The organism is Nesterenkonia sp. HG001, assembly GCF_034438835.1.
GTDB classification, from domain to species: Bacteria; Actinomycetota; Actinomycetes; order Actinomycetales; family Micrococcaceae; genus Nesterenkonia; species Nesterenkonia xinjiangensis.
Window position 1 is genome coordinate 146,250 of record NZ_JAOSZD010000009.1, and the last position, 21,289, is coordinate 167,538.

21 protein-coding genes are annotated in these 21,289 nt (G+C 67.3%); 10 read left to right on the forward strand and 11 right to left on the reverse strand.

Going from position 1 to position 21,289, the window contains the following annotated elements:
* Positions 1 to 2 precede the first annotated feature (2 nt).
* Complete coding sequence (locus tag ODE13_RS14680; RefSeq protein ID WP_322479925.1) at positions 3 to 992, reverse strand: YafY family protein; 990 nt, start codon at positions 990 to 992, stop codon at positions 3 to 5.
* Positions 993 to 1,078: 86 nt separating this feature from the next.
* On the opposite strand from ODE13_RS14680, the gene ODE13_RS14685 reads away from it, so the two are divergent.
* Complete coding sequence (locus ODE13_RS14685) at positions 1,079 to 1,666, forward strand: DUF664 domain-containing protein (RefSeq protein WP_322479926.1); 588 nt, start codon at positions 1,079 to 1,081, stop codon at positions 1,664 to 1,666.
* Positions 1,667 to 1,684: 18 nt separating this feature from the next.
* Here ODE13_RS14685 and ODE13_RS14690 read toward each other — a convergent pair whose 3' ends face one another.
* The 6 genes from ODE13_RS14690 to ODE13_RS14715 all read right to left on the reverse strand — a co-directional run bounded on the left by ODE13_RS14690 (position 1,685) and on the right by ODE13_RS14715 (position 7,584).
* Positions 1,685 to 2,008, reverse strand: coding sequence for a P-II family nitrogen regulator (locus ODE13_RS14690; protein WP_322479927.1), 324 nt, complete (start codon positions 2,006 to 2,008; stop codon positions 1,685 to 1,687).
* Positions 2,005 to 3,453 carry a DUF1538 domain-containing protein gene (locus tag ODE13_RS14695; RefSeq protein WP_322479928.1) on the reverse strand — a complete coding sequence of 483 codons (1,449 nt, stop codon included), beginning with the start codon at positions 3,451 to 3,453 and terminating at the stop codon, positions 2,005 to 2,007. Before ODE13_RS14695 ends, ODE13_RS14690 begins: the two co-directional genes overlap by 4 nt.
* Positions 3,454 to 3,622: 169 nt before the next feature.
* Positions 3,623 to 4,138 carry an O-acetyl-ADP-ribose deacetylase gene (locus tag ODE13_RS14700; RefSeq protein WP_179540355.1) on the reverse strand — a complete coding sequence of 172 codons (516 nt, stop codon included), beginning with the start codon at positions 4,136 to 4,138 and terminating at the stop codon, positions 3,623 to 3,625.
* Between the two features lie 18 nt (positions 4,139 to 4,156).
* On the reverse strand, positions 4,157 to 4,783 hold the full coding sequence (locus ODE13_RS14705; protein WP_322479929.1) for a YitT family protein: 627 nt from the start codon (positions 4,781 to 4,783) through the stop codon (positions 4,157 to 4,159).
* Between the two features lie 401 nt (positions 4,784 to 5,184).
* Positions 5,185 to 6,786 carry an ABC-F family ATP-binding cassette domain-containing protein gene (locus ODE13_RS14710; protein WP_322479930.1) on the reverse strand — a complete coding sequence of 534 codons (1,602 nt, stop codon included), beginning with the start codon at positions 6,784 to 6,786 and terminating at the stop codon, positions 5,185 to 5,187.
* Between the two features lie 216 nt (positions 6,787 to 7,002).
* The gene (locus ODE13_RS14715; RefSeq protein WP_322479931.1) at positions 7,003 to 7,584 is read right to left on the reverse strand and encodes a GNAT family protein; all 582 of its coding nucleotides are present in this window, start codon (positions 7,582 to 7,584) and stop codon (positions 7,003 to 7,005) included.
* A 41-nt stretch (positions 7,585 to 7,625) separates the two neighbouring features.
* Between ODE13_RS14715 and ODE13_RS14720 the strand changes: the two genes are divergently transcribed.
* The gene (locus ODE13_RS14720) at positions 7,626 to 8,177 is read left to right on the forward strand and encodes an SRPBCC family protein (protein WP_322479932.1); all 552 of its coding nucleotides are present in this window, start codon (positions 7,626 to 7,628) and stop codon (positions 8,175 to 8,177) included.
* Positions 8,174 to 8,623 (forward strand): NUDIX domain-containing protein, encoded by a 450-nt coding sequence (locus tag ODE13_RS14725; protein WP_322479933.1) that lies wholly within the window; start codon positions 8,174 to 8,176, stop codon positions 8,621 to 8,623. The genes ODE13_RS14720 and ODE13_RS14725 overlap by 4 nt, the downstream gene beginning before the upstream one ends.
* Positions 8,624 to 8,817: 194 nt before the next feature.
* On the opposite strand, the gene ODE13_RS14730 is transcribed toward ODE13_RS14725, so the two are convergent.
* The gene (locus ODE13_RS14730) at positions 8,818 to 9,396 is read right to left on the reverse strand and encodes an OmpA family protein (RefSeq protein WP_322479934.1); all 579 of its coding nucleotides are present in this window, start codon (positions 9,394 to 9,396) and stop codon (positions 8,818 to 8,820) included.
* A 2-nt stretch (positions 9,397 to 9,398) separates the two neighbouring features.
* Entirely contained in the window at positions 9,399 to 9,743 is a 345-nt protein-coding gene (locus ODE13_RS14735; RefSeq protein WP_322479935.1) for a hypothetical protein, read from the reverse strand.
* Positions 9,744 to 9,859: 116 nt separating this feature from the next.
* On the opposite strand from ODE13_RS14735, the gene ODE13_RS14740 reads away from it, so the two are divergent.
* Positions 9,860 to 10,129, forward strand: coding sequence for a hypothetical protein (locus tag ODE13_RS14740; RefSeq protein WP_322479936.1), 270 nt, complete (start codon positions 9,860 to 9,862; stop codon positions 10,127 to 10,129).
* A 673-nt stretch (positions 10,130 to 10,802) separates the two neighbouring features.
* Here ODE13_RS14740 and bla read toward each other — a convergent pair.
* Positions 10,803 to 11,576 carry a class A beta-lactamase gene (gene bla / locus ODE13_RS14745; RefSeq protein ID WP_322479937.1) on the reverse strand — a complete coding sequence of 258 codons (774 nt, stop codon included), beginning with the start codon at positions 11,574 to 11,576 and terminating at the stop codon, positions 10,803 to 10,805.
* A 267-nt stretch (positions 11,577 to 11,843) separates the two neighbouring features.
* Here bla and ODE13_RS14750 point away from each other — a divergent pair, with 267 nt between their 5' ends.
* The 4 genes from ODE13_RS14750 to pheT all read left to right on the forward strand — a co-directional run bounded on the left by ODE13_RS14750 (position 11,844) and on the right by pheT (position 17,882).
* The gene (locus tag ODE13_RS14750; protein ID WP_322479938.1) at positions 11,844 to 12,749 is read left to right on the forward strand and encodes a LysR family transcriptional regulator; all 906 of its coding nucleotides are present in this window, start codon (positions 11,844 to 11,846) and stop codon (positions 12,747 to 12,749) included.
* A 34-nt stretch (positions 12,750 to 12,783) separates the two neighbouring features.
* Positions 12,784 to 13,728: a serine hydrolase gene (locus ODE13_RS14755; protein ID WP_322479939.1), complete on the forward strand. Its 945-nt coding sequence runs from the start codon at positions 12,784 to 12,786 to the stop codon at positions 13,726 to 13,728.
* Positions 13,729 to 14,236: 508 nt separating this feature from the next.
* Positions 14,237 to 15,340 carry a phenylalanine--tRNA ligase subunit alpha gene (gene pheS / locus ODE13_RS14760; protein ID WP_322479940.1) on the forward strand — a complete coding sequence of 368 codons (1,104 nt, stop codon included), beginning with the start codon at positions 14,237 to 14,239 and terminating at the stop codon, positions 15,338 to 15,340.
* Between the two features lie 4 nt (positions 15,341 to 15,344).
* Positions 15,345 to 17,882 (forward strand): phenylalanine--tRNA ligase subunit beta, encoded by a 2,538-nt coding sequence (gene pheT / locus ODE13_RS14765; protein ID WP_322479941.1) that lies wholly within the window; start codon positions 15,345 to 15,347, stop codon positions 17,880 to 17,882.
* A 93-nt stretch (positions 17,883 to 17,975) separates the two neighbouring features.
* Here the strand turns inward: pheT and ODE13_RS14770 are convergent, their stop codons facing one another.
* Positions 17,976 to 18,983, reverse strand: a complete 1,008-nt coding sequence (locus tag ODE13_RS14770; RefSeq protein WP_322479942.1) for a quinone oxidoreductase — start codon at positions 18,981 to 18,983, stop codon at positions 17,976 to 17,978.
* 105 nt (positions 18,984 to 19,088) lie between these two features.
* Here ODE13_RS14770 and argC point away from each other — a divergent pair, with 105 nt between their 5' ends.
* Complete coding sequence (gene argC / locus ODE13_RS14775; RefSeq protein ID WP_322479943.1) at positions 19,089 to 20,120, forward strand: N-acetyl-gamma-glutamyl-phosphate reductase; 1,032 nt, start codon at positions 19,089 to 19,091, stop codon at positions 20,118 to 20,120.
* Positions 20,117 to 21,283, forward strand: coding sequence for a bifunctional glutamate N-acetyltransferase/amino-acid acetyltransferase ArgJ (gene argJ, locus ODE13_RS14780; RefSeq protein ID WP_322479944.1), 1,167 nt, complete (start codon positions 20,117 to 20,119; stop codon positions 21,281 to 21,283). The genes argC and argJ overlap by 4 nt, the downstream gene beginning before the upstream one ends.
* Positions 21,284 to 21,289: the final 6 nt, after the last annotated feature.

Sequence of the window (21,289 nt, forward strand, 5' to 3'; positions counted from 1 at the left end):
GGTCAGTCTATGGCGCGGGCCACACCGGGGTCAGCCACGAGCGTCACGGCGGTGAGGTCCCGCCCCAGCAGCCGCAGCTCCTCGACGAGTTCAGGGGGCTCGATCACCTGCAGCGGAAGCCTCAGCCCTGCCAGGTGGACTGCCACCCAGTCGGCCTCCTGTGCGCCGATGGTCACCAGCGCGTGGTGAGGGCCGGCAGGCTCGACGTCGGCGGCATGCGGAGACAGCCGAGGCCGCACCTGGTCGGCCGGTGCCTCCACGATCACCCGCGCCACCAGGGGGTACGGGGAGCGGAGCACCGCGTCCTTCACCGTGGCCACCGGGTCAGGGGAGGGAGCGACCGTGTAGTGCAGCGTGGTGACATGGACATCGCCGATCCGGTCCACTCGGAAGGTGCGCCAGTCCTGGCGCAGGTGGCACCAGGCGAACAGGTACCAGCGGCCGGCGAACGACACGACCCGGTAGGGATCCGCCCGCCGATCCCTCGGGCTGCCCTCGCGGCGGTGGGAGAAGGTGACGGTGCGTCGCTCGGCGGCGGCTTCGGCCAGCAGCGCCACGTGCTCCACCGGGGTCTGTGCATCGCGTGCGCCGACGACGGCGGTGCCGCGCCGAACCTTCTCCGCCGCAGCCGAGACCTGCGGCGGCATGGTGCGGCTGACCTTGGCCAGGGCGGAGAGTGCGGCGTCCTCCAGGCCGGAGAGGCCGAGGTCGGTGAGGTGGGCCAGGCCGAGCACGACGGCGGAGGCCTCCTCCGGCTCCAGCACCAGCACCGGCCGGTTGGAGCCTGCCACCAGGCGGTACCCGCCGCCCTGTCCGGCCGTCGACTCGATCCCGTATCCGAGGTCTCGAAGGCGTTGCACGTCGCGCCGCACGGTGCGCGTGGTGACGCCCAGTCGCTTCGCGATCTCCTCGGCGCTGGCGGAGGAGCGGGCCTGCATGAACCCGAGGATCTGGAGCGCCCGGCGAGTGGGGTCGGTGGTGTCGCTGGCCATGCCCTCAGGATACGCCTGGGATGCGGACAGTATCTGTCCGCAGAGGGAGGAAGACTCGGCACCACGAACCCCGAGAGGAGAATGTCATGCCCTTCCTGACCCCCGAGGTGACCGATGAGCGCGACGCCTGCGCCACCTATGTCATCCAGCAGCTTGAGCAGCTGCGCATCTCCGCGCTGGACCTCGACGATGTCCAGCTGCGTGCCGCCCCCACCGCAGGCACGTTGAGCATGGGAGGTCTGTTCGCCCATGTGACCCAGACCGTGATCCGCTGGCTGCACCATGTCTACGTCCACGGAGTCGCCGAGTCGGACAGAGGGCTTGCCGAGGAGGCCTTCGCCCTGGGCTTCGACGGCTTCTGGACCGGCGAGGAGGTGCCTGAGGTCGACGGTGCCACACTGCGCGCCCGGCTCAATACGGCCCGGGACCTGGTACGACCTGTGCTGGGCGCCGTGGACTTCGACACCCGGGTGCCGATTCCGGACGCTCCGTGGTTCCCGCAGGACCTGGAGTCCTGGAACGTGCGCTGGGTGGCTCAGCATCTGGTCGCAGAGGTGGCACGCCATGCGGGGCATGCCGATCTCATCCGTGAGCACCTGGACGGGCAGATCTCCTACGCGCTCAACGCCCAGGACGTCGGGGAGACCTTTGACTGGAAGGCTTATGCGGGCTGAATGGACGAGGTGAGAACGTCAGGAGGAGCCGGTTGAGGGCTCGGGTGGAGAGATCTGTTCCACAGGGACGGTGAAGCAGATTCCGTGGGCTTCCTGCCCCTCGTAGATGACCTCGTCGAGGCAGGACATGATCGGTGTCACCTTGTCCTCCGGCACAAGCATGATCAACGCAGATTGTGCGCCGGAGAACCTCGCTCCGAAGAACGTCTTGCGGGCGTGCTTGCCGACGCCTCGCGCCGACAGGGCTGTGACACCGGTGGCTCCGGCGTCCTCGACGAGAGCGATGGCCCTCTCCTCCCGATCATCCGGGATGACGACGAACACGGCCTTCTGAGACATCATGCCTCCCTCGGAGCGGCAGGTGCGGAGGAGCGGGGCTCCGCCTTCGTGGTGAACCTGACTAGCACAGCATAGCCAAGTACAGCCAGGACTGGACCCACGGATGCGAAGGCGATGAGGCCGAAGCCGTCGATGAGGATGTCGCGACCAGGGATCGCCGATGCGAGCCCGATCCCCAGGGCTGTGATGAGTGGAACCGTGATCTCACTGGTCGTCACTCCGCCGAGGTCGAAGGCGATCGGAACGAGCTCCTTGGGTGCCAGCAGAACCAGCGACAGGACTAGGAGGTACATGCTGGCGATGATGAGGGCGAAGGAGCCACCGGTGAGGATCCTCAGAACGCCGATGCCGATGCCTCCCGCGACTCCGCAGGCGACGAGGACGCGCAGGGTGTTCGCACGGAGGCCCTTCTCGGAGACGTCCTCGGCCTCCTCGGCGATGGCCATCAGCGCTGGCTCTGCCATCGTCGTGGCGAATCCGATCAGCACGCCGAAACCGATGATGAGCAGACGCTGGTCGGTCTCGATGAGCTGCTCAGCCATCCGGCTCCCCATCGGCAGCAGCCCGATCTCCAGGCCCACGATGAAACCGAAGAGGCCGAGGATGACCATGCTGAAACCGACGGTCGCCTGGACGGGGTTTCCCAGGCGTCGGCGCAGAACGACGAACTGGAAGAAGAGCACGACGCCGATCACCGGAGCGACATCCCTGATCACGGTCCCGAGGCCTGCCAGCAGGTCGAGCCACCAGGCGTCCGACCCCTGTGCCCCCTCGGCGGCCACACTCTCGGCATCGCCGAACTGGTAGACCAGGATGCCGTAGAGCTGGACGCTGATCATAGGGACCATCACACACAGCGCGACGAGGCCGAACCCATCCCTGAGTCTGCTGCGCCCGGTGATGGAAGCGGCCATGCCGATGCCGATGGCGGCGATGAGGGGCACGGTGACGATGTTGGTCGTCACTCCGCCCGAATCGTAGGCGAGGCTGGAAACTTCGGGCGGCGCCACGGAGGTCAGGGCCAGGACGGCCGCGTAGCCGACGATCAGCACCCTGTGCAGGGGCCAGCCGAGGAAGACTCGCAACGCCCCCAGGATCATGACGGCGCCGACGCTGAGGGCGATGACGAGTCGTAGGACGAGGCTGTCGAGACGTCCTTCGCTGACGAGTTCGGCCTGGTCGGCGACTGAGATCAGCGCCGGTTCTGCGATGACGGCCGCGAATCCGATGGCGAAGCAGAAGGGAAGCAGCTTCCACAACGAGGCCGACTTGACGAGCTTGTTCGTGATGGACTTCCCGACGGGGAAGACGCTGCGCTCCAGGCCCTCGAGGAAGAGGGCGATCCCTGCAGCGACGATGAGGAGACCGATGAGGATGGAGCCCCAGCCCTCCGGCACCTGGCGGAACACCGCCGCCTGGAAGAGCACCACGACGCAGAGGATCGGCACCAGCGCCCTGAGGGCGTGTATGAATCTCTTCCTGAGGGCGTGCAGGAGTTTCATGAGCTTCCCTGCTGCATGGCGTGGCGGGAGGCCCGCGCTGCACGGGATCCGTGGTGGCGGTGTCTACAGCGTTCCCCATCCGCTCCGGCAGGGACCAGACCGTGTGATCGAAGAGTCATAGCATTCGACGTCGGAAAACCGCCGCGACCGCTTCGGAGAAGAGGACGAATCTGACCTCGTCCAAGGGTTCCCAGCGTGAGGACTCGTCGGTGAGCACCTGGTGGGCCGCCGCGGCGACGTCGTCGGCGTCCCAGCCGTAGACGCCGGCCCCGATGGCAGGGAAGGCCACGCGTCGCACGCCCAGTCTGACAGCCTCGGCCAGGGACTCTCTGAAGCAGGAGGCGAGCACATCGGGATCGGTCTGACCCGCCCGGCGGTTCGGACCGACGGTGTGGATGACGTGATCAGCCGGGAGGCGGCCCGCCGGAGTGGAGGCGGCGCGGCCCGGTGGCAGTCCCTCGGGCCAGTCTCGGGCTCGCAGTTCTCGGCAGTGCTCCAAGAGCTCCTCACCGGCGGCGCGATGGATAGCGCCGTCCACCCCGCCCCCGCCGAGCAGAGAGGAGTTCGCCGCATTGACGATGGCATCAACGTCCTGGATGGTGATGTCGCCTTCGACGATGGTGATCCGCATGGACGACAGCCTAGAGGGTCAGGCGCGGTATCGTTCCGGGCGGTGGTTGAAGGCCAGCACGATGTTGAGCACGATGGCGCCGAGCGCGGACAGAGCTACCTGGGCCGGGGCCATCACGGTCAGCGCCAGCAGGATCACACACAGGTCCATGCCCATCTGTACATACCCGGCACGGAGCCCCGCACGCTCCTGGAGGATCAGAGCCACGATGTTGAAGCCGCCGAGACTCGCGCCGTGGCGGAACAGGATGAGCAGGCCGACACCGGCGAGGAGATTCCCGGCGACCACTGCGTAGATGGGGTGCAGCTCAGGCAGCGGGATGAAACGCTCATGCACCAGGGAGAACCCGGAGACCATCGCCACTGCGAGTGCGGTGCGGAGGGTGAATCTCCATCCCTTCTTCCAGATCGCCAGGACGAAGAACGGGATGTTCACGAGCATGAAGAGCCCAGCGAAACTCAACGGCGTCGCATACGTGAGCAGCAGGGAGAGCCCGGCTGTTCCGCCGGTGACCGCCTGCGAGGCATGCAGCAGGTGGAGGCCGAAGGAGGCCAGGAACGTGCCGGTCAGCATGCCCAGGAGGTCCTCCGCGGGGGAGTGCGGGAAGCGGACGTCAGGCAGTGGCTGCAGGGAGTCGGCGGGCATGGAGCGATTCTACGGTCGCTGGCGATGGTGCCGATCATGACAGTGCCGCCCGTCACAGCTGAGCGTGGGGCTCAGCGACGGGCGGCACGCCGTGGGTGTGCGTGGAGGCTCAGAGCCCCAGGCCGGTCAGCAGGTCGAGGAGCGTGTCGGTCAGCCCTCCGACGATGTCCAGAACAGTTCCAAGCAGACCAGAGACCATGGTGCGGTACCTTTCATCAGGGATCATTTCTGTGGAGGTCGCCGCCGATGCAGCGACCGCTCCATCATCGCAAAACTGCTTAAGCGATGTGATTCAATGATGTTTCTGTCGTGTTAATGATGAGTCGACTTCCTGCAAGAACGGAATCATGGCGAAGGCGACCCCACGTCGGCAGGTCGATGGTGAACTCAGGTGCCGCGGCTCAGGCATCGGATGGCTCCTTCGTGCCGGTGAGGGTGATGCGGCGGTCCAGGTCGAGCTGGTCGAGAAAGTGCTCGTCGTGGCTGACCACCAGCAGTGCGCCGTGATGGGCCTGCAGGGATTGGATCAGGTGCCGCACGCTGGCGAAGTCCAGGTTGTTGGTGGGTTCATCGAGGATCAGCAGCTGCGGCGCCGGTTCGGCCAGCAACATGCTGGCCAGCGTGGCCCTCCAGCGTTCCCCTCCGGAGAGGCTGCCGGCCGGCTGGTGGACGGCGTCGCCCCGCAGCAGGAACAGGGCCAGTTGGTGGCGGATCCGGGTAGGGTCCGTCTCCGGAGCCGCCCGCTGCACGTTCTCCAGCACGCTCAGCGCCGGGTCGAGCACGTGGAGGTTCTGCGGCAGCAGCCGGTGAGGCACCAAGATCTCCGCCTCCCCGGACAGGGCTGGTTGTTGTCCGGTGAGGCAGCGCAGCAGGGAGGTCTTCCCCACGCCGTTGGGGCCGGTGAGGGCCACCCGCTCGGGGCCGCGCATCGTCAGGTCTAGGGCGGTGGAGCCATGGGGCGCACGGAGTCCTCGGGCACGTAGCACGTCCCGCTGGGCGGGCACTGCGGTATCGGGCAGGTCGATGCGGATCTCGGCATCATGGCGCACACGCCGTTCAGCCTCCTGCAGGTGTTCGCGGGCGTCCTCGAGTCGGCCTTCGTGCATGGTCCGCAGGCGTCCTGCGGACTCTTCGGCTCGTCGCCGGTACGCATGGGCCACGATGGGAGGCAGGCTGTCCGCCTTCTTGCGACCTTGGCGGTCCCGGCGTGCCTGTTTCACGTGCTGGGTGACGAGATCCCGCTGCTGACGTCTGGCATCAGAACGGGCTGTGGCCACCGCTTGGGCGGCAGCCTCCTGCTCCGCGGCGACCACGTCTTCGTAGAAGGACAGTCCGCCCCCGAACCAACGGACCCCGCCGTCGCGGACCTCCCCGATCGCGTCGAGCCTATCCAGGAGCGTGCGGTCGTGGCTGACCACCAGCAGCGTCCCGGGGAAGGTCGCGACGACGTCGTGGACGCGGCTCCGGGTCTGTGCGTCGAGGTTGTTCGTCGGTTCGTCGAGCAGCAGGACGTCGGGTCGCCGCAGGAGCAGGCCGGTGAGGCTGAGCAGCATCAGCTCCCCACCGGAGAGCGTTCCGGACGGACGGTCGAGGTCGATGCCCTCCAGCCCGACGCGGGCGAGTGAGGCGGTCAGCCGTTCGTCGAGGTCCCAGTCGTCGCCGACGGTCTCGAAGTCCTCGACGGCGACGGAGCCTGCCTCGATGCGGCGGAGCGCGGTGAACGTGTCAGCGACCCCGAGGAGCGCGGCCACGGGTCGGCGCGGATCCGGTGCGGGGTCCTGCGGCAGGCTGGCGAGCTCGCCCACCACGTGGGCGGTGCCCGACGTGGATCTCAGCTCCCCGGCGAGAAGCCCCAGCAGGGTCGTTTTACCGGAGCCGTTGTCGCCGACGATGCCATGCCGGCCCGGGCCGAGGCTGAAGGTGACGCCGTCCAGGACGGATGTGCCGTCGGCATGGCGGAAGATGAGGTCGGTGCAGGTGACGGCACCGGTGGGATGCAACATGTGTGGTCTCCAGAGGACGCAGGGGTGGGGATGCGTGGAGACGCTGCACAGTGAAGTGGCGGTCGAGTCAGCTGGCTGTTCTGTGAAGTGCTGATCCGTCGGAGTGCACAGTGGCCACGCCGCACGACGGCGGCTGGACTGCGCAGGTCTCAGACGTCAGGACTTCACCGGTCACCTCGTGGTCGACGACAGTGCCATCAATAGCGTAGCCGCGGATCAGTCTTGCGACCAGGCCCGATACTCCGGCTCCAGCAGACCCATGGAGATCTCGTCATGGAATCGGCCCCCGTGCAGGACGGCTTCGCGGCGGCGCCCCTCGACGCAGAACCCGAGCTTGTCGTAGAGGCGCTTCGCACGATCGTTGAAGGAGAAGACCTTCAACTCGACTTTCCTGGCACCCATCTCATCGAAGGCCAGGCGCAGCATGAGGCTGACGGCCTCTTCGCCGAGTCCTTGCCCTTGGGCCGGGGGACCGAGCACGATCCCCAGCGTCGCGATCCGGGCAGGGACGGTGAGGCTGTGCAGAGAGACGTGACCGGCCACTTCGCCGTCGTGGGCGCGGGTCACGGTGTAGCCGACGGCGCCCGGAGAGTCGTTCCGCGACCACGTGGTGAAGAGTTCCTCCACCTGTGCGCGGGGCTGCTGGACGATCCGGGGCTGTTGGAACAGGGCGACATCAGGCTGATTCCACCATTCAGCGAGGATCGGAAGGTCCTCAGCAGCGGTGGCGCGCAGTGCCGCTACCTCTCCCATCAGCAAGCCTGCGGCCCAGGTCCTCAGCTCGTCAAAATCTCCCATGGGCCGACACCTTACCGATCGCTTCGCGTACTCTGGATCCCATGAGCGCAGAACAGCGTGCTGACAGAGACGGCGGAGTCCCCGGGGCGCCACGTGAGTGTGCCGCCTATGGGGAGAACGGTGCCGAGGACCTGGCCTACGATCCAGACCACTGCGGGCGCGTCGTGACCGCCCACGACGTCATCGACGCTCCTGCCTCCGCGATCTTCGAACTCATCGCCGACCCGGCACGGCAAGCCGAGTGGGACGGCAACAGCAACCTCTCCCACGCTGAGCGGGACCAGCGTGTCACCGGGGTGGGTGACGTCTTCCGCATGACGCTCACCAACGGCAAGACGCGGGAGAACCACGTGGTGGAGTTCCTCGAAGGTGAGCTCGTCGCCTGGAAGCCCGCCACCATGGGGGAGCCGCCGGCCGGACACCTCTGGCGCTGGTCGCTTGCCACGCTGCCGTCGGGCGCAGTGGAGGTGACGCACACCTATGACTGGTCGCAGCTCACCGACCCGGCCCGCGTCGAGCGAGCCCGCAGCACCTCGTCGGACATGCTCGCCGCGTCGATCAGTCGGCTGAAGACGCTGGCCGAGTCAGTGTGAGGTCGGCGCTTCAGGTCAAGACCATCGTTGCGGCGGCACTGATCCGTCGCCCCGATCGCGGCCCCGCTGAGATGCTGGTCGCCCGACGGACCCAGCCGGAGCCGGTCAGGCGCCTGTGGGAGTTCCCGGGCGGCAAGCTGGAGCCGGGGGAGGGCCCGGTGGAGGCCGTGCATCGTGAGATCGCTGAGGAGCTCGGCATTCGAGTGGCCCTCGGCGAAGAGGTCGACGGACAGGACGAGGCATACCTGCCTGATCTGGGGTGGAGGCTCACCGGCACGGCCGTGATGCGCCTGTACCTGGGTGAGATCCTTGAAGGTGAGCCCTGGCCGCTGCAGGACCATGATCGGTTGGACTGGGCGCCGTTGACTGCCGGCCTGCTCGATCGCCCCTGGATTCCGGCGGACCGGCCCATCGTGGAGGAGCTGCTGCGACGCGTCATCAGCTGATGGTGACCGGGCAGCGGAGACGGAGAGAGGTTGACAGTCTCCGAGACCAGATCAAGAGGAGCTGCTTTTCCTGCCGTCCAGCCAACTTTCGGCGTCTCAACGCGCGGCACACGGAGGCCGACTCCAGCCACGATGTGCTGAACAGATGCTCTTCCGGAGAGGTGATCTCGAGGCACGCCGCCACCCGTACCCCCTCAGCTGTAGCGGATCTCTACTCGGCGGTTGTCGGCGTAGGTGCTGGGGTCGTCTGGGTCTTCGGTGACCGCGGGTTCGGAGGCGCCGAAGCCCTCCACGTCCAAGCTGAGGTCGGACCGCCCTTCCTCGAGCACCTCGGCCACCGCCTGCGCGCGGTTCTCTGAGAGCTCCTGGTTGTCGAAGCCGTATCGAGCCTCATCCACCGGGCGTGAGTCTGTGTGGCCCTGTACCTCTACCGAGGCTCCCTCGGCGATCTCCTCGATGAGCTCAGTGATCCGCGCGCTGGCCCTGTTCGTCAGCTCCCACGCATTGGAGGCGAAGAGGAGGTCGGTCTCGAGGACGACGACGTCATCCTCGTCCTCGTTCTGCCCCAAATCGATGATGTTGTCTGTGACGTCCCAGACATGGATCGACGCATCGAGGTCTCCTTGTGAAACTCCGCCCTCGGGCTCGGGCGGAGGCTCGTGGTCGTCCATCTGCGCCGCAGCTGCCGGCAAGGTGCTGACAGATAGCAGGCCGGTGACGGCCCAGGCGGTCAGGAGGGGCAGGACGCGCAGGCCGGGTGTCTGTGCAGTCATCGTCACTCACCATCCTCGACATCGGAATGCTCATTCCCATCCCAGTCGATCTCCACGTCCTCGAACTCCACTGCACCGGGGACGACTGTGACGGCGATGGTTTCGATATCATCCACCGGCGCTGGGTAATAGGCCCAATAGGGTGCGGTCTGGCCACTCTCGTACTGAACTCCTGAGTTGGTGGAATCCGTCGCCCATCGGTTGTGACTGTCGCCGATCACGGTGTACTGCGTGAGGTTCTCCCGGTCGTTCAGTTCTGGGTAGACAGCAGTTCTGCTGAACATGGTGTAGATGTTCTTGGCGTCGTCGCCGGCGAAATCCCCTGTGAATGAGAGCTCCAGCAGCATCACGTCATCCTCGACACGCAGATCATGGAGGCCGACGTCGATCGTGGAGCTGCTCTCTCCCGGCACCTCGTAGGCAATGGCCTCGATGGCGTCGTCGGGGTCGAGCGGCCCGGCTGATGCGGTGTCGTCCTCTTCGGGGGCGTCCCATCGCCTTCAGCCGCACCCGTGGGATCAGCATCCAGGTCTTCTTCGTCGACCCCTGCGCCATCCTCATCAGCGGCGCCCTGGGGATCGGCGGTCTCCCCAGCCTCCTCGGCACCTTCGTCGTGGCTCGTCGATTCGTCGTCTTCGAGCTCAAGATCCTCACCGGAAGCGCAGCCAGTGAGGGTCAGAGCCGCCAGGGCGGTCACGCCGAGGCCGGCACGGGGAAGCCAGTCCTGGTCTGAAATACGATTCATGATGCTTACCTTTCGGTATCTGTCATCCCATGCGTGAGACGGTTCCGCCGGGGGTGTTGTCATCTTCGAAGCGAAGCTCGACGCCCATCAGGTGCGTGGCATCCGGACTTTCTGCGCCGGTTCTTCGCCCCCTGGGGTCCGCAATGTACCGAGCCCCAGTCGAGTGTCCTCGAGAGCGTCAGCGTCCATTGTTTCATCATCCATCTTGACGATGTTGTCAGTTCAGTTTTTCGCGTCGACTTCTCAGGCTCGTGATGACTAACCTCGAGGGCCGTCGCTGATTCCGCGGTTCAGGCGACTGACTCGTCGGGGTGACCATCAACGTCGAGACGCGCGGTGCCGGGCGATCTCGTCAGGTGTGGGGAACTTGTGACGCAGCCGGAGTGAGTTGCTGGGGGCTGTAGTTCTTCTTCAGGGGATCCTGCGTCACGCCCCGGCGACAGAACCAGCACATCAAGGATGGAGACCCCGGACATGGGAGACGCTCGCAGAAGCAGTGAGGAGGGCTTCTGCCTGTCTCGAGAAGCAGTTCAGGTGGTCGGTGTATAGCCGCGGGCCATACCGAGAATCGGCGCAGGTTCTTGCGACAGCGTCCTCGCCGAGGCAGGCCGAAGCCAGAACCCACCTCGGCGAGGTTCGTGGGACAGAACGTGGAGCATCGTCAGCGAAGCTGGGAGATGGCCACCTCGGCTGCCTCGGCGATGAGTTGGTCATCGTGTTCGGCGTCCGCTTCATCGCGTGAGGACAGGACCGCCATCACGATCGGATCACCATCGGTAGGCCAGATCACCGCGACGTTGCCGCGACTCGCATAGCCGCCGTTTCCAGATTTGTCCCCGATGGTCCAGTCGGAAGGAAGATTGGCGCGGATGAGAGTGCCGCCGGTTTCACTGTCGATCAACCACTCGCCGAGCTGAGACTTCTCCTCGTCATCCAAGACCGTGCCGAAGAGGTACTCCCGCAGATCGCCTGTGATCGCACGAGCCGTGGTGGTATCCCGGTCATCACCTGGAGTCGCCTCATTGAGATCGGGCTCACGACGTACCACCTCAGTGACGTCATCGCCCAAATCCTCCAGGGCAGCGTCGAGCTGGCCAGGACCGCCGAGCGCATCGAAGAGGAAGTTGGCAGCCGCGTTGTCACTCACCGTCACAGCGGCCTCCGCGATCTCTCCGAGAGTCATCGTCTGACCGACATGGTTCTCGGTGACCGGAGAGTGGGGCACGATGTCCTCTTCCTCGACGGGAATCTCTGTCTCGAGTCCGGCGACGCCGACGTCGTCCAGGACCGCGCCAGCGGCGATCGCCTTGATCGTGGAGGTATAGGCGAACCGCTCATCCTCACGCCAGGTCACTTCTTCACCGGTAGCGGTGTCAACGGCATAGACGCCGAGGGTGGCATCGAAACGCGACTCCAGCTCCTCGAAACTGTCCACGATCGGTGTCTGCTCTGGGGAAGGACTCGCCGACGAGGTGGCGTCGTCGGGTGCGGCGCCAGAACATGCGGCCATCAGAAACGCCACAGGCGCGAACATGCCGAAAGCACTGAGGCGTCGAAGGCTGGGGGAAGTCATGGGGTCTCCTTACGGGTTCAACTGATCAGCGAGATGCGGATCGAGCGATTTTCAGCGTGCAGTACGAGGTCTCATGCCGTCCAAGCACGAAAGCACCATAATGATGCTGAAACGGCATACGATGTGGGGATGGACTTCTTGGCGGCCTGTCGCGCCTTCGTCAGCGTCAGCGACATGGGCAGCTTCACGATCGGTGCTGCCGTGGCCCAGATACCTCAATCAGTTGCCAGTCGACGGGTCGCCGCTCTGGAACGTGAGCTCGGCGCCCGACTGATCGACCGCTCAGGTCGTCGAGCCGCTCCCACCCCTTTCGGCGTCAAGCTGTTGCCCCGAGCCCGGCGGCTGGTCCACCTTGCCGATTCCTTGCGCCGCGACGCCGCACATGCCCGCGAGGCTCCCGTACGATGCGCCGTACCAGCGATCTGCACAGTAAGAGACCTCGCGGAATTGGGGAAGACGAGCAAAGAAGCAGGCGTGGTCTTGGACCTGCACCAGGCAGACCCCGCCGACCGGGCTGAACAGTTGCGCACCCACGACGTCGAGGTCGCGCTCATCGCTGTCGCACCGGATCAAGCACACTGGACTGTGCCGTTGGGGCTGGCCTCGGGCCACGATGAAGGCTCCCGTCCTGTCCATCTCGATACGTTGAGGGCTCGACGCCACAGCCCCGCAGGCGTGGCACGGCGAATCTGGCTGCAGCCCGAGGACGACGTAGCGACGACCCGGGACCGCTTCCTGCGCCTCCGAGACGCAGTCGGATTGGCTCCCTCCCAGGTGCAGCTGGCATCGACCCTGACCGGCGCTGTCACCGAGACACTCGCCTCGGGGGACCTGGTGATGTGTTCGTCCCGACAGGCCGCTGAGTTCGGACTTCACTGGCGCGCTATCGCCGTCGGCGCGTTTGAACGCACATACGCCCTTCGTGGCGTCTCTGGCAGTGACCCCGGGGGACTCGCTGAGTCACTCCGTGAGCCGATCGGCCAAGCGCTGGGAGTCGGCGATGCTAATACCATGATGGACGGCGTATCTTCATAGTGTGCCTACGAATGCTGACATACCCGCCGCGGCTTTGACGGATGACCTGCGCGGCCAGCTCGAACGAGCGGGCCTGAGAGGTTCATACCTCGTCAGAGACCTTTCGACCGGCGAGGAGCTCAGCGTCGAGCCTGATCTGCCGCTGCCCTTGGCCTCTTTGGTGAAAGTGCCGCTGGGGTTGGCAGTTCTGGAGAACATCCGACTCGGGACACTCGATCCTGCCAGCCGACTGCACGTTCGGCCTGGGCGCATCACAGTGCCTGGTCCCACAGGGATCACGAGGTTTCAGCACGTCGCCGACATCGCGGTCGAAGATGCGCTCTCGCTGGCGGTCTCTCTCAGCGACAATGCTGCGGCCGACGCGCTGTTCGGATTGGTCACCCCTCCTGACGTGATGGCTGCCCTCGGGCGATGGAACATCGGCTCGATCACTGTGCGGGAGGGTCTCTCGCCGCTCACTCGCACGCCCGCCGAGGTGCTTTCGCCGGAGGACGCTGATCTGGCTCATGCCTTGGCGATTGAGAAGCGCACTGAAGGAGGTGGTCACCGACTTGAGCAGTTCGACGTCGACCGCACGAACGTGGGTTCGGCGCGAGGGCTGGTGGACATGCTCGACACGGTCTGGACGGCCCTCTCGCCCGCAGGGTCCCCGTCGTCACGAGGCCCCTCATTGCTTGACCCATGGGTCGCAGGTCGTATGCGGGACCTCATGGGCGCGAACGTCCATCGTCACCGTCTGACGCCAGATTTCGCCTCCGATGCGAGTCGCTGGTCGTCGAAGACCGGCACGCAGTTGAACCTTCGTCACGAGATCGGCGTGGTGGAGCATGCCGATGGTGCAGTGGTGGCGATCGCCGCGCTGACGGAGTCCCGGGTGACCGCCGCTGCACAGCCCGGAGCCGAGGCGGTGATGGCAGGCGTTGCTCGCCAGCTCCATGACTACGTGCGATCTCTCGAAGACCCTCACCCAGCCCGATGACTCAGCCTTGGCGTGGCTGTCGAGTTCGACCCCTGGCTGATGGAGCTGCCGTGATGGACCCATACGGGCCGGGCTTGGGCGCCCTGCTCAGCTCCTCCTCGGAACGACCGCGTGCCCCCTTGATGTGGTGGAGCATCTGCGTGGAGTCGAGCTCCAGACGCTGCGCCATCCGCTGAGACGTGGGCACCTGTTCGCGAGGTGTCCACGCGGCCCCGCACCTCTGGCGCGTCAAGGATGGAGGCCCCAGACATGGGAGACGCGCGCAGAAGCAGTGAGGAGGGCTTCTGCGCGCGTCGCGCTTCCCATCGCGCCCTGCCATTAGAACACGTATTCTAGGGATCCTGCAAGCCTTCCTGGTCCACTATCGAAGGTGTGTTCGAGTCGAGAAGTCTGTGAGAAAACTGTCAGAACACTGGTTCGAGGGCTGGCCGTGACTCGACTCGGCAGCGCCATCGCGAACCGCATAAACTGAGCAGGTTCGCCCCCACCCGCTGACAGTTGGAGAAGCATGTCCAGCACTGACACCAGCCCGGAGACCCGGGAGCAGGAGGCTGCGCCCGGCGTCGTCGACGGCGCCGTCCCGCACCCGCTCGACGAGGCCGCCGTCGAAGCCTGCGTCCAGAACGCCTTCGCCGCCTTCGACCAGGCCTCCGACCTCGAGCAGCTCAAGGAGGTCCGGCTCGCGCACAGCGGTGAGAAGGCCCCCATCGCGCTGGCGAACCGGCAGATCAAGGACCTCCCGAAGGAGGACAAGAAGGCGGCCGGCAAGCTGCTCGGCGGTGCCCGCGGCCGGATCCAGAAGGCGCTCGTCGCACGCACCGAGGTGCTGGAGGCCGATCATGCCGAGCGGATCCTCGTGGAGGAGACCGTCGACGTCACCGCCGCGCCCCGCCGCCGTCCTGCCGGCGCGCGTCACCCGCTGACCGTCCTGCAGGAGCGGGTCAGTGACGTGTTCGTGGGCATGGGCTGGGAGATCGCCGAGGGGCCCGAGGTCGAGTCGGAGTGGTTCAACTTCGATGCCCTCAACTTCGATCCGGACCACCCGGCGCGCGAGATGCAGGACACCTTCTTCGTGGAGCCCAAGGATTCGCATCTGGTGCTGCGCACCCACACCTCGCCGGTGCAGGTGCGCTCGCTGCTGGAGCGTGAGCTGCCGGTCTACGTGCTCTGCCCCGGGAAGACGTTCCGCACCGATGAGCTCGACGCCACGCACACTCCCGTATTCCACCAGTTCGAGGGCCTCGCCGTGGACAAGGGCCTGACCATGGCCGACCTGCGCGGCACCCTGGAGCACTTCGCCCGGCAGATGTTCGGCCCCGAGGCCGCCATCCGCCTGCGCCCCTCCTTCTTCCCGTTCACCGAGCCCAGCGCCGAGATGGACATCTGGCATCCGGGGGCCAAGGGCGGCCCGCAGTGGATCGAGTGGGGCGGCTGCGGCATGGTCCACCCGAACGTGCTGCGCGCCGCCGGAGTGGACCCTGAGGTCCATACCGGGTTCGCCTTCGGCATGGGCGTGGAGCGCACGCTCATGTTCCGCAACGACGTCTCCGACATGCGCGACATGATCGAGGGCGACGTCCGCTTCAGCCAGCACTTCGGAATGGAGGTCTGAGGGCATGCGCATCCCCCTGTCATGGCTTCGTGAACACACCCAGCTCCCGGCGGACGCCACGCCCGAGGACCTCATGGCGGACTTGGTCCGCGTCGGTCTCGAGGAGGAGGACGTCCACCGTCCCTCCGACGAGATCACCGGCCCGATCGTCGTCGGGCAGGTCCTGGAGAAGACCCCGGAGCCGCAGAGCAACGGCAAGACCATCAACTGGTGTCAGGTCCGCGTGGTCCCTGAGGGCCAGGAGCAGACCCTCACCGGTGAGGGCATCTCGCCCGACGGCATCCAGGGCGTTGTCTGCGGGGCCCACAACTTCGAGGTCGGGGACAAGGTCGTGGTGACCCTGCCCGGTGCGGTGCTGCCCGGGGACTTCCGGATCAGCGCCCGGAAGACCTACGGCCACGTCTCCGCCGGCATGATCTCCTCGGTCCGGGAGCTCGGCATCGGGGAGGACCACGACGGCATCCTCGTGCTCTCCACCCTGGGCCTGGATCCGGAGATCGGCTCCGACGCCCTCGAGCTGCTCGGCCTGACCGATGCGGCGGCGGAGATCAACGTGACCCCGGACCGCGGCTACGCGTTCTCCATCCGCGGGGTGGCTCGCGAGTACGCCCACGCCACCGGGACTCCCTTCAGCGATCCCGCCGCGCAGATCAGCACCGACGACGCCGCCCAGCCCGGCCTTGAGGTCAGCCTCGCCGATCAGGCACCCATCTACGGGGTCGACGGCTGCAGCCGCTTCGTCGCACACAAGGTCACCGGGATCAACCCGGAGGCACCCACCCCGCCATGGATGGCGGCCCGGCTGCGCCTGGCCGGGATGCGGCCCATCTCGCTTCCGGTAGACATCTCCAACTACGTGATGCTCGAGCTGGGCCAGCCCAACCACTGTTATGACGCCGCCAAGCTCGACGGCGGCATCGAAGTGCGCCGGGCCGCAGCGGGGGAGCAGCTCACCACCCTGGACGAGAAGGTCCGCGCCCTGCACTCCGAGGACCTGGTCATCGCCGATCAGGGCGGTCCGATCGGCATCGCCGGAGTGATGGGCGGGGCCCGGACCGAGGTGGACAGCACCACCTCCACAGTGATCGTGGAGGCCGCTCATTTCGACCCGATCAGCGTCAGTCGCAGCAAGCGCCGACACAAGCTCCCCTCCGAGGCCTCCAAGCGATTCGAGCGCGGAGTGGACCCGCTGCTTCCGCCGTTGGCCGCCCAGCGCGTGGTGGACCTGCTGGTGGAGCTGGCCGGCGGGACCGACGCGGGCGAGGTCACCGATGCGGGCGCCCCGGTGCTGCCGGAGCCGATCCTGCTGGATCCGGCGCTGCCGGAGAAGCTCACCGGTGTGGCGTACACGCCGGAGCAGATCAGCTCCACGCTGCGGGCCATCGGCGCCGAGCTGAGCGAGGAGGGTCAGATGCTGCGCGTCACCCCGCCCAGCTGGCGCCCTGACCTCACCATCGGGGAGGACCTGGTCGAGGAGATCGCCCGGCTGATCGGCTATGACCGGATCCCCTCACGCCTGCCGGCCGCCCCGGCCGGCCGAGGCCTTTCCCGGGAGCAGCAGCACCGCCGTCAGGTGCTCGGCGGGATGGCCGCGGCCGGGTTCACGGAGACGCTGAGCTACCCCTTCTACTCTGAGGAGGCCAACACGCTGTTCGGCCGTCCGGACGACGGGCAGCTGGCGATGCTGCGCCTGGAGAACCCGATCGCCTCCCAGCAGGGCACGCTGCGCACCACTGTGCTGCCTGGTCTGCTGGACACTCTGCGGCGCAACGTCTCCCGCGGATTCGGCGATCTCGCCTTCTATGAGGCAGGTCTGGTCTATCTGCCGGGTGAGACGGTGGGCGCTCCGTCGATCCCTCCGCTGGGTGTGCGCCCGGGGGAGGAGACGCTCGCTGCGCTCGAGGCCGGCATCCCGCCTCAGCCCTGGCACCTGGCCGTGGCGCTGACCGGCTCCGAGCCTGCCGCCTCCCCGGGACTGCCAGGGAGGGCCCGGGACTGGGCCGACGCCGTCGACGCGGCCCGCACCGCGGCTCGGCTGCTGGGTGTGGAGCTGACCCTGCGGCAGGGACGCCACCAGGCCTTCCATCCTGGTCGCACCGCTGAGCTGGTGGTCTCTGGCGCCGTCGTCGGTTATGCCGGTGAACTGCATCCGAAGGTCACCGAGGAGTGGGACCTGCCGGCCCGCACCGCGGCCATGGAGCTGGACCTCTCCGCTGTGCTGGCGGCCGTGCCGGAGAAGATCGTCGCGGAGCCGATCGCGGCGTTCCCGCCGTCCACCCAGGACGTCTCGCTGATCGTGGATGAGGCGCTGCCGGCCGGTGACCTGGAATCCACGCTCTCCGAGGGCGCGGGAGAACTCCTGGAGGCCATCGAGCTCTTCGACGTCTATTCCGGAGAGGGGGTCGAGGTCGGCAGGAAGTCGCTGGCCTACGCGCTACGCTTCCGCGCCGCCGACCGCACCCTCACCGCGGACGAAGCCTCGGAGGCGCGCGGCGCGGCCGTGACCCTGGCCGCGGAGCGGCACGGCGCCGTCCAGCGCTGACCGTCGCGCACGTCCCGACGACGACGGCCCCTCACCCTGGATCACCAGGGGAGGGGCCGTCGTCGCTCGCAGAAGGGCCCGTCGGGCGTGCGGTCAGGGTGTCAGCAGGAGCTTGCCGGTGGTGCGGCGTGCCTCGAGGTCGTCGTGGGCACGCCCGGCCTCGGAGAGCGAGTAGGCGCCTCCGATGCTCAGCGTCAGGTCCCCGTCGGTGAGCGACTTGAACAGCTCGGAGAACCGCCAGGCGCGCTCCTCGGCGTTGCGCAGGTACCAGTGCAGGGCAGGGCGGGTCACGAAGAGCCCGCCGCGCCGGTTGAGCTCCTGAAGGTCGAGCGGCGGGACCTGGCCGGAGGCGCCGCCGAAGAGCACGAGGGTTCCGCGGACTCCGAGGCTCTCCAGCGAACCGGTGAAGGTGTCCTTGCCGACGCCGTCGTAGACCACCGAGACGCCTTCGCCCTTGGTGATCTCTCGCACCTGGTCGGCGAAGGTGTCGTAGGTCAGCACATAGTCGGCGCCTGCGGCCTGGGCGATCTCCGCCTTCTCCGGTGTGGAGGTGGTGGTGATGACCCGAGCCCCCTTGGCCTTGAGCAGCTGGGTGAGGATCTGGCCCACCCCGCCGGCGCCGGCGTGGGTGAGCACGGTCTCTCCGGGGGCCACGCGGTAGGTCGAGTTGATCAGGTAGTGCGCGGTGGCTCCCTGCAGGGGCAGTGCCGCCGCCTGATCGTCGGAGACGTCATCGGGCACGGTGACCGCCTTGGCGGCGTCCACCAGGAAGTGGCTGGCGTAGGTGCCGGTGGCGGCCTCGGTGGTGGTCACCCGTTGGCCGATCTGCGGGCCCTCAGTGCCGTCGCCCTGGGCGATGACGGTGCCGGCGCCCTCGGTGCCGGGGACGAAAGGATACTCCACGGGGTAGACCCCGCTGCGCTGGTAGGTCTCGATGAAGTTCACCCCGGCAGCGAGCGTCTCGACCAGCACCTGGCCCGGGCCAGGCTCGGGCAAGGGGGTCTCGACCGTCGTGAACACTTCAGGTCCGCCGGCCTGGTCAGCGCGCGTGACACGTGCGGCGCCGGGCAGGTCCTCGGGGAAGACGTTCTTTTCGTTCATGCGGTCAGACTATCGAAGTCCCCTGGACATGAAGAACGCAGCGTCCTGCGACCAGCAATGCATAAATATTGATCAAGCTGCATACATGTGCGTAGACTGGCGGACATGAGCTACTCGATCGCCGTCTCCGGCGCCTCCGGCTATGCAGGCGGTGAAGTCCTGCGCCTGCTCGCGGGCCACCCCGAGGTCGAGGTCGGTGCGGTCACCGCGCACTCCTCGGCCGGCGAGCTCCTGGGCTCGGTGCAGCCCCATCTGCGTCCGCTCGCGGAGAAGACCATCCTGGAGACCACCGCGGAGAACCTCGCGGGCCACGACGTCGTCTTCCTCGCCCTGCCGCATGGAGCCAGCGGTGAGATCGCCGCCCAGCTCGCCGATGACGTGCTGGTGATCGACGCCGCCGCGGACCATCGCCTGGAGTCGGCCGGGGCCTGGGAGGCGTTCTACGGCTCCGAGCATCAGGGGGCCTGGCCCTATGGGCTTCCTGAGCTGCCCGATCAGCGCGAGAGGCTCGCCGGTGCCCGGCGTATCGCCGTGCCCGGCTGCTATCCCACGACCATCCTCCTGGGTCTGGCCCCAGCCTTCGCCTCCGGTCTGGTCCAGCCGACCGACGTCGTCATCGTCGCCGCCACCGGTACCTCCGGGGCCGGAAAGTCGCTCAGACCCCACCTGCTGGGCTCCGAGACGATGGGTGGGATGAGCCCCTACGGCGTGGGCGGAATCCACCGTCACACCCCGGAGATCGAGCAAGGCCTGGGCGGGATCGCCGGCACCGAGGTGCAGATCTCCTTCACTCCCACCTTGGCTCCGATGGCACGCGGCATCCTGGCCACCTCCACCGCACGGCTGGCCGAGGGGACGACGGCCGGCCAGCTACGGGAGGCCTACACAGCCCGTTACGAGGCCGAGCCCTTCGTTCACCTGTTGCCCGAGGGCCAGTGGCCGGCCACCAAACACGTCATCGGCTCCAACCACGTCACCGTGCAGCTGGCCGTCGACGAGCGTGCCGGGCGAGTCATCGTGGTCTCCGCCAGCGACAACCTCACCAAGGGCACCGCAGGCGGTGCCGTCCAGTCCATGAACATCGCCCTGGGTCTCGAGGAGACCACCGGGCTGAACCTGTTGGGAGTCTCCCCATGAGCGTCACCGCAGCCGCAGGATTCACCGCCGCCGGGGTCACCTCCGGGCTGAAGTCGGCGGGCCGCGACCTCGCCCTGGTGGTCAACGTCGGCCCGCTGCGGCACGCGGCCGCCGTGTTCACCAGCAACCGGGTCGCCGCCGCACCGGTGCTCTGGTCTCGTCAGGCGATCAGCGACGGCCGGGCCGACGCCGTCGTGCTCAACTCCGGAGGCGCCAACGCCTGCACCGGCCCGGAGGGCTTCGCCGACACCCACCACACCGCCGAGCGTGTGGCCGAAGCCCTCGACCTCTCTGCCCAGGACGTCCTGGTCTGCTCCACCGGCCTGATCGGGGAGCGGCTGGACATGGGCGCCCTGTTGCCCGGGGTGGACGCCGCCGTGGCCGCCCTGGCCGATGACGATGACGCCGCCTCGTCCGCCGCCGACGCCATCCGGACCACCGACAGCGTCTCCAAGACCGCGCAGGCCGCCGGGGCCGGCTTCGTGGTCGGAGGCATGGCCAAGGGCGCCGGCATGCTGGCCCCGGGCATGGCGACCATGCTCTCGGTCATCACCACCGACGCGGTCATCTCCCAGCAGGATCTGGACTCCGCCCTGCGCGAGGCGGTGCGGGTGAGCTTCGACCGTGCCGACTCCGACGGCTGCATGTCCACCAACGACACCGTCATCGCGATGGCCTCCGGGGCGCATCCGCAGGCACAGGAGTCCGAGGTCGATCTGCACGAGTTCCAGGCCGCGCTGACGGAGGTCTGCCGAGACCTGGCCGCTCAGCTGATCGCCGACGCCGAGGGCGCGGCCCACGAGATCGCCATCACCACGGTGAACGCCGCCAGCGAGGAGGACGCCGAGACCGCCGGACGCTCGGTGGCGCGGTCCAACCTGTTCAAGACGGCGATCTTCGGCCAGGACCCCAACTGGGGCCGCATCCTCTCGGCGGTGGGCACCACCGACGTCGCCTTCGACCCTGCCACGATCGACGTGGCGGTCAACGGAGTGTGGATCTGCCGCGGCGGCGGCATCGGCGAGGACCGTGCAGGGGTGGACCTGACCGGCCGGACGGTGCAGGTCACCATCGATCTCAAGTCCGGAGACTCCGAGGCCACCATCCTCACCAATGACCTCACCCACGACTACGTGCACGAGAACAGCGCCTACTCCACCTGAGGGGAA

Bases quoted from the DNA above. Each gene is read 5' to 3' on its own strand.
- ODE13_RS14770 (WP_322479942.1), bottom strand. From the start codon at position 18,983: ATGAACGAAAAGAACGTCTTCCCCGAGGACCTGCCCGGCGCCGCACGT.
- ODE13_RS14740 (WP_322479936.1), top strand. From the start codon at position 9,860: ATGCGGTGTCGTCCTCTTCGGGGGCGTCCCATCGCCTTCAGCCGCACC.
- ODE13_RS14700 (WP_179540355.1), bottom strand. From the start codon at position 4,138: ATGCGGATCACCATCGTCGAAGGCGACATCACCATCCAGGACGTTGAT.
- ODE13_RS14730 (WP_322479934.1), bottom strand. From the start codon at position 9,396: ATGACTGCACAGACACCCGGCCTGCGCGTCCTGCCCCTCCTGACCGCC.
- ODE13_RS14685 (WP_322479926.1), top strand. From the start codon at position 1,079: ATGCCCTTCCTGACCCCCGAGGTGACCGATGAGCGCGACGCCTGCGCC.
- ODE13_RS14680 (WP_322479925.1), bottom strand. From the start codon at position 992: ATGGCCAGCGACACCACCGACCCCACTCGCCGGGCGCTCCAGATCCTC.
- ODE13_RS14705 (WP_322479929.1), bottom strand. From the start codon at position 4,783: ATGCCCGCCGACTCCCTGCAGCCACTGCCTGACGTCCGCTTCCCGCAC.
- pheS (WP_322479940.1), top strand. From the start codon at position 14,237: ATGTCCAGCACTGACACCAGCCCGGAGACCCGGGAGCAGGAGGCTGCG.
- ODE13_RS14720 (WP_322479932.1), top strand. From the start codon at position 7,626: ATGAGCGCAGAACAGCGTGCTGACAGAGACGGCGGAGTCCCCGGGGCG.
- ODE13_RS14690 (WP_322479927.1), bottom strand. From the start codon at position 2,008: ATGATGTCTCAGAAGGCCGTGTTCGTCGTCATCCCGGATGATCGGGAG.
- ODE13_RS14750 (WP_322479938.1), top strand. From the start codon at position 11,844: ATGGACTTCTTGGCGGCCTGTCGCGCCTTCGTCAGCGTCAGCGACATG.
- pheT (WP_322479941.1), top strand. From the start codon at position 15,345: ATGCGCATCCCCCTGTCATGGCTTCGTGAACACACCCAGCTCCCGGCG.
- argJ (WP_322479944.1), top strand. From the start codon at position 20,117: ATGAGCGTCACCGCAGCCGCAGGATTCACCGCCGCCGGGGTCACCTCC.
- ODE13_RS14735 (WP_322479935.1), bottom strand. From the start codon at position 9,743: ATGCTGCTGGAGCTCTCATTCACAGGGGATTTCGCCGGCGACGACGCC.
- ODE13_RS14710 (WP_322479930.1), bottom strand. From the start codon at position 6,786: ATGTTGCATCCCACCGGTGCCGTCACCTGCACCGACCTCATCTTCCGC.
- argC (WP_322479943.1), top strand. From the start codon at position 19,089: ATGAGCTACTCGATCGCCGTCTCCGGCGCCTCCGGCTATGCAGGCGGT.
- ODE13_RS14715 (WP_322479931.1), bottom strand. From the start codon at position 7,584: ATGGGAGATTTTGACGAGCTGAGGACCTGGGCCGCAGGCTTGCTGATG.